The 10383-nt window shown below is 35.2% G+C and carries 7 protein-coding genes; 5 read left to right on the plus strand and 2 right to left on the minus strand.

Annotated features, from left to right (window positions below; all coding sequences use genetic code 11):
- Positions 1 to 93: 93 nt before the first annotated feature.
- Both ABD692_RS13080 and ABD692_RS13085 read right to left on the minus strand, forming a co-directional pair.
- The gene (locus tag ABD692_RS13080; RefSeq protein ID WP_316761167.1) at positions 94 to 1671 is read right to left on the minus strand and encodes a SusD/RagB family nutrient-binding outer membrane lipoprotein; all 1578 of its coding nucleotides are present in this window, start codon (positions 1669 to 1671) and stop codon (positions 94 to 96) included.
- Positions 1672 to 1683: 12 nt separating this feature from the next.
- The gene (locus tag ABD692_RS13085; RefSeq protein ID WP_344767648.1) at positions 1684 to 4842 is read right to left on the minus strand and encodes a SusC/RagA family TonB-linked outer membrane protein; all 3159 of its coding nucleotides are present in this window, start codon (positions 4840 to 4842) and stop codon (positions 1684 to 1686) included.
- 540 nt (positions 4843 to 5382) lie between these two features.
- On the opposite strand from ABD692_RS13085, the gene ABD692_RS13090 reads away from it, so the two are divergent.
- The 5 genes from ABD692_RS13090 (at position 5383) to ABD692_RS13110 (ending at position 10280) form a co-directional block, all read left to right on the plus strand.
- The gene (locus tag ABD692_RS13090) at positions 5383 to 6276 is read left to right on the plus strand and encodes a helix-turn-helix domain-containing protein (RefSeq protein ID WP_344767650.1); all 894 of its coding nucleotides are present in this window, start codon (positions 5383 to 5385) and stop codon (positions 6274 to 6276) included.
- 112 nt (positions 6277 to 6388) lie between these two features.
- Positions 6389 to 7225 carry a carboxylesterase family protein gene (locus ABD692_RS13095; protein WP_344767652.1) on the plus strand — a complete coding sequence of 279 codons (837 nt, stop codon included), beginning with the start codon at positions 6389 to 6391 and terminating at the stop codon, positions 7223 to 7225.
- A gap of 28 nt (positions 7226 to 7253) precedes the next feature.
- Positions 7254 to 7784, plus strand: coding sequence for a GNAT family N-acetyltransferase (locus ABD692_RS13100; protein ID WP_344767654.1), 531 nt, complete (start codon positions 7254 to 7256; stop codon positions 7782 to 7784).
- Between the two features lie 285 nt (positions 7785 to 8069).
- Complete coding sequence (locus tag ABD692_RS13105) at positions 8070 to 9344, plus strand: alkaline phosphatase family protein (RefSeq protein WP_344767656.1); 1275 nt, start codon at positions 8070 to 8072, stop codon at positions 9342 to 9344.
- Positions 9345 to 9896: 552 nt separating this feature from the next.
- Positions 9897 to 10280: a hypothetical protein gene (locus tag ABD692_RS13110; RefSeq protein WP_344767658.1), complete on the plus strand. Its 384-nt coding sequence runs from the start codon at positions 9897 to 9899 to the stop codon at positions 10278 to 10280.
- The last annotated feature ends 103 nt before the right edge of the window (positions 10281 to 10383 follow it).

Below are 10383 nucleotides of genomic sequence, written 5' to 3' on the forward strand. Positions count from 1 at the left end.
AAACATGTTTCACCTGATCGATTTTCAAAGTTAACCCAATAAAGGAGGTAACTTTTTCAGTGCCCTCCCTTTCGGTGGCCATTTTAGCAACATTTAGAAATTACTTGCGGCGCCAGTATCCCACCATAATCGCGATGCAATATCATCTTTACCCGAACTTAAAAAAGTTGAAGCTTCTGCTACAGCAGCAGCATTTCCAGTTCTTTCTGCAGGTACGTATACCAAACGTTTTATCCACTGATCCGAAGTAATAATACCCCAATCTGGACTACTATCATTTTTAGCAACATGTGGAATTTTAGGATAACCTGTTCTTCTAAAATCTACCCAAGCCTCCAATGTATTGGTAAAAGTTGATAGGTATTTTTGAGTAATAATTTTTTCCAGCTTTAATTCATTAGAATCACCTGCATTCCAGGCAACTGTAATGGTAGAAAGTGCTGTAAAATTATTTCTGCTATCCTTCGGGTCGATGTAATTAATAGGTTTGCTTGTTGCATCAGCTAAATAAGCATCAACACCTGCAGCTCCCCAATCGGCAAAAGAAAGACGTACGCCGTTTTCATAATTTGTTTTCGCATCACCAGCGTTAGCCCAGCCTCTTAATGCTGCCTCAGCTTTTAAAAATGCAATTTCTGCAGCCACGAAACCTCTTCTGTTTTGTACTGATTTGAAATCTGAACTTACTGTAGAGTAAGAAATCCTATCGTCTTTAGAATTGATAAATGCTCCACTGCGGATACCTTTATACTTATACGTAGGATGGTCAGTAACTAATGATGCATCGCTAACTTCGTTGAAGTATTTAGCCATACGTCCATCTTTTAAGCCCACCATAAAAGATTCCATTGTTGCTCCCATACGTGTATCGCCCCAATCAAAACTAATCATGGCAACTGGCATAACATTACCATTTAATGGTATTAGAAAATTTTCGGCATTAGTGCTGATTAAACCAACTGGATCTGCTAAGGCTTTTTCACCCTGTGTTTTTGCAACAGCCGGACTTACTTTTACTATGCGCATAGCTAAGCGGAAACGTATTGAGTTAATTAATTTTAACCATGCAGCCATATTGCCTTTGTAGCTCGGATCAAATTTAGTAAAGCCTGTATAAGTTGGGTTAGCTTTAAAATTTGACTCAATCTGATCTAATTGTGTAAACATAGCAGTATACAAATCAGATTCTTTATCGTATTTAATTGAACCTAAGCCTGCAGTTCCATAGTTAGAATAAATTACTGGTCCGTGTATAGCGGTTAGTTTAGACATAGCTAAGATTCTAACAAATTTTGCCCAATCTGCAAATAATGGTAAGTTTTTCTCTCCTGCAAGCTCAATTACTTGTTTGGATGGAGACATTACGCTACCATATATACGATTCCAGTATGCATCAATCCAACGCAGGTAATACGTTGTGTTGTTTACACCACCAACATAAGGGGTTGGTGCACCCATATAACCCATCCAGTTATCATAACACAAATCTTCTTCAATTTGATGTCCCATAAGGTTAAACAACATTACTGAAAACGAAGAACCCACAAGATTAAAATCCTGCTCTAATAATTTGTCTGTTATTTGATTGGGATTAGTATTTATTTCTTCGAAATTTTTGGTGCAAGAGTTGAGTAAAATCAAAGCAAGCACTACTAAACATAATTTTTTCATTACTTTAAGATATTAAAAGTTCAACTTAAGATTAAAACCATACGAGCGTGTAGCAGGAACTGCGAACACATCATTTGCCTGATTACTGTTACTTGTACTCATGGCTTGCTCAGGATCAAATGGTGCTTTTTTGTAGAAGAAAAACAGGTTTCTACCAACTAGCGAAACCGAAGCTGATTTAATCGCCGAACCCTTGATCGGAATGTTATAGGCTAATGAAACCTGCGCTAATCGAACATTCGTTCTAGAAAATACGTAAGGTTCCATGATTCCGTTTCGATCACCGATTACGCTATAATAAACTTCTGGGTCGATTGAAGTAACAGGCGTAGTTCCTTGAATTGCATTGATTGGCATAGTTGTACCTGCATCACGAATATCACCAGTTCTTTTACTTACCCCATACGAATCTAAGAAGGCTTCTGTTTTAGAGAATGCAACACCACCAAACTTAGCCGTTACTAAAGCACTTAGGCTTAAATCTTTGTAAGTAAATGTGTTGTTCCAGCCAGTAATAAAATTCGGGTTTAAATTTCCTACATACTCTTGATTAGCAGTTCTGGTTGGCTTACCATCAGCATCTAATATAATTTGTCCTGCTGTATTACGGGCAAGTTTAAAGATATATAAATCGTTAAATGAACCACCAGATTTAATAATTGAGTTAAATCCTTCATCGTTACTACCTACCTGGTACTCTGGATTTTCGGCGATAAGCTGAACAATTTTGTTTTTGTTTTGTGATAAGTTTATGGTAGAGTTCCATTTGAAATTATCATTTTTAATCGGATCGCCACCTAATGTTAACTCAAAACCCTGGTTAGTTACTTTACCAGCATTTACGTAGTAAAAAGTATAACCAGAACCAGAAGGAGCAGTTAAAGATAAAAATTGATTCGTGCTTGAGTTTTTATAATAAGTAAAATCAAGGTTCAATCTGTCATTTAAGAAACGGGTTTCTAAACCAATCTCGTTACTAATTATCTTTTCAGGTACTAAGGTTGAAAAAGGAGTTTGTGTATTTCTGTTAATACCACCGATACCATCAGGTCCGCCAGCGCCACCTATTACATTACCTGGACTTACAATATTATATGGCACTTCATTACCTACTTTTGATGTTGATGCTCTTAATTTTAAGAAACTAATTTCTTTTGGAAGGCTAATCATTTGGCTTATAATTGCCGATAAACCAGCTGAATAATAGAAATAAGAATCGTTTCCAGTAGTTGCCAATGTAGATGCATAGTCATTACGACCTGCTAAATCCAAATAAAGCATATCTTTAAAACCCAACGAAGCATTTGCAAATAAACCTTGTTTTTGCACTCTACTATAAGTTTGATTAACTACCAGATTATAAGGTAAGTTTGCAAAACTAAAGAAGTTAGGATATTGAAGTGGTACTGTACCGTTTCCAAAAGCCATTCCATCATTAAAGGTGTAATCTTGAATACTTGCTCCAATAACACTGTTTAAACTAAATTTACCGAAATTATTATCGTAGTTTACAATAGCATCTCCATATAAAGCTTTGTCGTTATACTTGGTGTAATTCCAAGTTCCGTTAGAGCTTACACTTACTGAATTACCGCCTGCAGCATAACGATAATCTAATAATCGATCGTTATAATCTATATTTCCGCGAACATCAAACCTAAAATGTGGTAAAAATGCATACGATGCTTTTGCTGTTGCAATTACCCTGTTACTGGTTGTAAGTTTTGGGTCGTTGTTTAACTCCCAATATGGGTTGTTTTGTTTTTCTTCAGTAGAATACCAGTTTTGTCTGAACAGGTTTCTGGTTGCATCAAAAATCTGATAGTTTGTTTTGTAGCTATCAAAATCTCTTTCGCGGGCAAACAAATATAAACCTGTTAATGGGTTGTTATAATAGCCTGCTCCTGGACGGTTTTTTGATTTCTCATAAGAGAACCTAACGTTTCCACTAAGAATCAACTTATCATCAAATAATTTTGTTTCCTGACTTAAAGTTACGTTATGCTTGTTATAAGTACTTGTAGGTACAACGCCTGAAGCGTAATTATTTCCGTATGAAAAATAATTGGTTGTTTTTTCATTTCCTCCTGATACAGATACCGTATTGATTGTGTTTACGCCTGTTTGAAAAAAATCATCGATATAATTGGTTTGATAATTTCCTTTTGATTTAGACCAGCTTCTGTCGTTTCCTGCTACAGCTCCATAACTAAACTGGAATTCTGGTAAGGTAGCTACAGTACTAAAGTTTGTAGTAGAATTTAAGGCGATAGCAATTTTTCCCGCCTGACCTTTCTTAGTATTAATTAAAATAACGCCGTTTGCACCTTGACTACCATACAAAATAGCACCATTGGCACCTCTTAAAATCGTTACAGATTCAAAATCATCCTGATTTAGTGCTGATAAACCATCGCCTGCATCTGTTCCTCCGTACGATCCAGGTTGCCCACCCTTGTTGTTCACCACAGGCACACCATCAATTACGAAAAGTGCTTCACTACTTCCAGCAATAGATTTAGAACCCCTTAGTACTGTTTTTGTAGAACCACCAACACCTGAATTACTAATCCCAACATCAACACCTGCAGCCTTACCACTTAAGGCTTCCATAAAATTGGGCGCTCCAGCTTTGGTTAACTCTACCGCACTAAGTTGCTGTGCCGCAAAGGTTAATGCTTTTTTCTCGCGTTTTACACCTAAAGCCGTTACAACAACCTCCGATAAATTGGCGCTGCCTGATGGTTTTAGCTTGATCGTAACATTACTCAAATTACTGATATTTACTTCCTGAGCTTCCATGCCGATAAATGAAATAACCAATACGGTCGCATTATCTGGAACATTTAAGGAAAACCTACCATCATTATCTGTTACTGTTTTTACATTTGTACCCTTTGCTACAACCGTTGCACCAGGAAGCGGATTTCCAGTATCATCGGTTACAACCCCAGTAATGGGTTTAAAGAATGCTTTATTTAATTTGTTAAGCTTGTTCGCATCCTCAAAAGGAGCAACGGCGGCATTCAGCTCTGTGCCAATAATCCCTGCTTTTGCAGAATTTTGTAAGCTCAAAATAGCGATACCTGTTACAACAAGTTTGAGTATACTTCTTGAAGCGGTAGATTTATCCCGCTCTAGGCCACTAAAAGTGGAGTAAAATTTCCTCATTTTCATACATTTAGTTTAGTTTGTTATTTTAGTTTTAATCTTTTTAATCAGATTCATTGGCAGAGGTGGGTGAGCTCGTAAAACGTTTTACGTAATTTTAGGCATATAGTATATAAAGCTCTACATACAACCTCCACTAATTTAGTCTAGATCAAATATTTTATATTGTTTGGTAGTTATCCAAACTGCTTAGTACAATTATTTAATGAAATTTTAAATAGTTAAAAAGCTTAAAGGCAAAACCACCGCCTCCTTCGATGAAATTTAACATAAAGCAAAATATTTTAACATGTTTCACTTTAATACCTAATAAGCTAGTTGTTCCCATTGCAGGTTAATGAAACTTGGCAAATCACGCATCCTGACAACATGGTTACAAAAAAGTTCTTCAAACATTAATATTATTCCTTATGCGAATAACAAAAGTTTATATTGGTTATTCAAACTTAAATGAAATAATATATCTTTATTTGTAGAAAAAGGAATTTTTTTGGTAAAAATCCGACTTCTGATTTTATATAAATCCCTAGATTAATTCAGATGCTAAATCGTTTATCACAACAGCGCTACTCGTTGCTAAATGTCGATGTCGTAGAACTTACATCCAATTGGAGTTATCGTGGAATAATCAGCCCATATACCAGAATTTACTATATAGGCGCTGGGCTTGGACAGTTATCTGATGCAACAGGTAATATCAAATTAGAAAAAGGCTATATATACTTAGTACCCAGCTATACCATGTGCGATATGTTATGCAAGGATAAACTGACGCAATATTATGTACAGTTTTTTGATGATTTAGAAACAGGCAGTTCTTTATTTCAAAACATAAAATCTATAGCGAAGGTTTCTGCCAGCGATCTTGATTTTCAACTTTTCCAAAGGCTTATTGAAATTAACCCAGAGCGAGGCATTACAAAATCTTACGACCCAAAAACCTATGAAAACGAACTTTTTTACAATGATTGCCAGCAAAAGAATCTAAGACAAAATTCTTCGACGTTTTATGAAACTCTTGGTATCATTCAACAATTAAGTTCCCGATTTTTAAATTTTGAAACCCATCATACCAGGCCCCAGAGTGTCCAGTCATCAAACATGGTCGATACGGTAACTTATATTCTTAAACACTTAGATTCAGATCTATCTGTATCCAGCCTCGCAGCACGGGTAGATCAAAATGTAGATTATTTTTCACGTCAGTTTAAAAAGCATACAGGTATCCGCCCGTTAAACTTTTTGGTGCAAAAACGTATTGAAAGAGCTCAGTATATGATGGCAACCACAGCTTTAAATTACACCGAAATTGCCCTTCATCTTAGATTCGATAACCTCTCCTACTTTTCAAAAACCTTTAAAAAAATAACGGGATTATCCCCAGGCACCTACAAAAAACAAATATATTTAGCCGAATTTTCAGTCCGAGTTTAGCTTAACAAATAATATAATTGCATTGTACATATAACAACAGTTTAGGTAAATATTATAACCTGAAAAACTTTATAATATATATCTTAGGGCAATAAATCCTCAATAATAAAAAATGCATAAACATTTAAAAAACCTAATAATATTTTCCGCATTATGCTTTAACACTAGCTTTGCAATCGCTCAAATTCAAACATTCGATCATTTAAAAGTAGACAGTTTAACATTTGTAGAAACCAAAGCCATAATCAATAAAATTCCGAATGATAAGTTCGAAAAAAGAATTTATAAGCATAATAATACAGAATTGCCATACAGACTTTTATTCCCTAAAAATTACGACATCAAAAAGAAATATCCTGTAGTTATAACCTTTCATAATTCTACACGTATCGGAAACGATAATGAAAAACAACTGGAGCCTTTATCTAAAATTTGGTTAAGACCAGAAATTTACGAAAACTACAATTGCTTCGTTATTGCCCCTCAGTTTAGCGAACGTTCTTCAAATTATTTGGCAAATGAAAATGGTTTGTTGCTTTCAAAGCCTGGTGATAAGATTAACTTAGTTTTAGATTTACTGAACGAGATGGAGGCAAAATACACCAATATCGACCAATCAAAAATTTACTTAGTCGGTTACTCAATGGGCGCTTCAACAGCTCAAAACCTATTAAGCTTAGCGCCACAGAAGTTTGCCGCAGTAGTTTCTATAGCTGCTGTTCCCGATTTTTCTAATCTTAATGCCATGAAGCGTAAAAGCATCCTCCTTATTCACGGACAAAAAGATGTTGAAAACCCATATAAAGGAAGTGCCGAATTATTTGAACAATTAAAACAGAGTAAAAAAATAACTTTCAAAACATTTACAGAGCTGAATCACGACACGATAAACATCCCGTTATTATTAAGCGCTGAAATTCCTGAATGGCTATTTAAACAACATAAATAAAAGACAGTATCGCTAATAAATAATCTCCATGAAAATATTTGCAGAAACTGAAAGATTCATTTTAAGAGAAATACTACCAATAGATGTAGAGGGATTTTTCGAACTCAACGCTGATCCCGAAGTACAAAAATACCTGGGCAATAAACCAATAACAAGCACCACACAAGCCATTGACGATATAAATTTTATCAGAGCACAATACCTTAGTAATGGCATCGGGCGCTGGGCCATCATAGATAAGAAAACAAATAAATTTATCGGCTGGACGGGCTTAAAACTAATAACAGAAGAAACCAATCACCATAAAAATTATTACGATCTGGGTTATAGACTAATTAAAAAATATTGGGGACAGGGAATTGCTACTGAAACGGCAATAGCTTCGCTCGAATATGCTTTTGATAAACTCCAGGCCAATGAAGTTTATGCTATTGCAGATTGTGAAAACGATGGTTCTAATAAAATTCTAAATAAAATAGGCTTTAGCTTTATCGAAACTTTCAATTTCGATGGTATAAAACATAATTGGTACAAAATAGAAAGAAAGACCAGAGATTGAATATTCATTCTATAATACTCTTGGCTCGTAACAAGCTTAATACGGTATTTAAAAACTATGTTAACATTCCGATAACATAGTTTTTAATTTAAAGACGGAAATTTGCAGCCTTGTTGATCGTGGTTGGTTGCATTAAGCCGCCCCCTTTCTCATTATTATATTATGTCAAGAAAAATTACAATCCCTGCTGTTGCTCGCCATCCTGATCATGCCGAGGTAATGAAAAAGGCCTTGCCCAGGCTGGTTTGCTAAAAGAAATCTATAACTAAGCTTAAAAATTGATAAATGAAAATAATTAAAAAAGAGTTTAAATACTTTGTGCTTTTCTTACTTATAGTAGCTGGAAGTTTAAATGCAGCGGCACAAACCGATACGCTACAACACAAAGCACAGGGCAGAAAAAATTCGTTGGAGCAGCAAAAGAAACCTTATGTAATATTAATATCGGCCGATGGTTTTAGGTGGGATTATGCTCAAAAATATAAAGCGACTCACTTACTCGAGCTCGGCAGTAAGGGTGTACAAGCTGAATCAATGATTCCTAGTTTTCCTTCCTTAACCTTTCCAAATCACTATACCATTGTTACTGGATTATACCCTTCCCATCATGGATTGGTTAATAACAGCTTCCTGGATGAAAAATCAAATGAGCGCTATTCGATGGGTGCCAAAGCTAAAGTGAAAGATGGTAAGTGGTATGGAGGTACGCCACTTTGGGTACTTGCCGAGCAACAAAACATGATGACTGCAAGTATGTTTTGGGTAGGCTCTGAAGCTGAAATTAAAGGAACAAGACCTAGCTACTATTATGATTATAACGAAAAAATTCCTGTTGCCCAACGCATAAACACGGTAAAAGAATGGCTGATGTTACCAGAAGAACAAAGACCTCACCTAATAACATTTTATCTTTCTGAACCTGACCATGCTGGACATAGTTTTGGACCAGAATCCGATGACGCCAGTAAGGCTGTTAAGGAAGTAGATTCTATTATTTATGAACTTACCAAAGCTGTTGCAACCACTAAACTGCCTGTTAACTACGTATTTGTTTCAGATCATGGTATGACTGCTGTTGACCGTGAAAATCCAATACCTACCCCCAAATCTATTGATAGCGCTAGATACATTATTGCATCTTCAGGTACCATGATGGATATTCACGCCAAAAATAAAGCAGACATAAATACCTTATATCAAAAATTAAAAAGCGAAGAAAAAGATTACACCACCTATTTAAAAAGTGAAATGCCTGAACATTTTCACTATAGTTCAAAAGATGATAAGATGAATCGTATTGGCGACATTTTACTGATTCCCACCTGGCCAAAAGTTTTCTCCAGCAGAAAACCTGGAGCAGGGTATCATGGGTTTGATCCTTCGGTTGTGAAAGACATGCACGCTACATTTTTAGCCTGGGGACCAACATTTAAAAAAGGTTTAAAAATACCGTCTTTTGAAAACGTAAATGTTTATCCACTCGTTGCAGATATACTTGGTTTGAATTATGATGAAGCAGCAATAGACGGTAAAAGAAAAGTTTTAGAAAACATCCGTTAGTATTAATGCCATATTGTTTCCACACTTTATCCATTTTAAAGATGCTGATGAAAACGATAAATTCCTAATATAAACTTGGAAACGTTAAGCATGCTCAGAAAAAGGATTACAAATCTAAATTAAAACTGACTTCATTAAATCTTCATATAACATCACGTAACTTTATACCATCAAGGGTTGAGAGCCTTGTAATCAAACTTCATGTTTGAGAGCGTTAATTTAGATATGAGGGTAAATGGCGGAGCTGTTTACCCTTTTTTTATGCTTTCCAGGAAATTAAATTAGTTTTATCATTCCCTTAAACTGAGAACAATATTTTTTCTTCTCCTAAATGAACAAATGTTTTTTAACGGAGGTGAATATTTGCTTTGATAAAATTCCAAATCAATAAAACTTTACGCTTATGATATTGTTAGTTCAATAAATTTTAAGGGTTAATCAAAAGGCTTTTCAGTAAAAAAGCTAGACCAAAATACACAATCAAAGTCATTAGAATTTTCTTTTTGCCCAACTCAAATATTAAAATGAAATTAATAAATTGTATTTTTATATATGTTTAAGTCTCTCCTATTCGCTTCTCTTCTAACATCTGCCTTATCAGGTAATGCATTTTCACAAACTTCTAATCCCGACTCCATAAAAAGGATTGCGGTTGCCGATGTACAAAACTTTATGCTAAAAGAAGAAACTATAAAAAAAATCAGGAACCAAAGGAGCGAAAGTTCTTCTGATTATTTTAAACCATTGAAAGAACAGGCAAGTAATACTTCGCTTTTAAATGATTCTATATATGTTAAAGCTTATCGCGATGCAGCATATAGTAAAATAAGAAACAGCAAAGCAGAAACAAAACGTGGAGGAATTGGAACAGTTGGCTATGTAGCGGGCGCTCTGGCTGTTTTTGCCGTTGTTTTTGTCGGATTGAATAAAATGTAATTTTTAGTCAATATAAAAAAGCTGCCAGTAATAAAAGAGGGCACTGAAAAAGTCCCTTGTTAAAAAGGGATAAAAGGGAGTAGAAAGCTAGTTTTTCTACTCC

The organism is Pedobacter ginsengiterrae, assembly GCF_039537385.1.
GTDB lineage: Bacteria > Bacteroidota > Bacteroidia > Sphingobacteriales > Sphingobacteriaceae > Pedobacter > Pedobacter ginsengiterrae.

Excerpts from the sequence above, each read along its gene's own strand:
- ABD692_RS13080 (WP_316761167.1), bottom strand. The coding sequence starts at position 1,671 with ATGAAAAAATTATGTTTAGTAGTGCTTGCTTTGATTTTACTCAACTCT.
- ABD692_RS13085 (WP_344767648.1), bottom strand. The coding sequence starts at position 4,842 with ATGAGGAAATTTTACTCCACTTTTAGTGGCCTAGAGCGGGATAAATCT.
- ABD692_RS13095 (WP_344767652.1), top strand. The coding sequence starts at position 6,389 with ATGCATAAACATTTAAAAAACCTAATAATATTTTCCGCATTATGCTTT.
- ABD692_RS13110 (WP_344767658.1), top strand. The coding sequence starts at position 9,897 with ATGTTTAAGTCTCTCCTATTCGCTTCTCTTCTAACATCTGCCTTATCA.
- ABD692_RS13090 (WP_344767650.1), top strand. The coding sequence starts at position 5,383 with ATGCTAAATCGTTTATCACAACAGCGCTACTCGTTGCTAAATGTCGAT.
- ABD692_RS13100 (WP_344767654.1), top strand. The coding sequence starts at position 7,254 with ATGAAAATATTTGCAGAAACTGAAAGATTCATTTTAAGAGAAATACTA.
- ABD692_RS13105 (WP_344767656.1), top strand. The coding sequence starts at position 8,070 with ATGAAAATAATTAAAAAAGAGTTTAAATACTTTGTGCTTTTCTTACTT.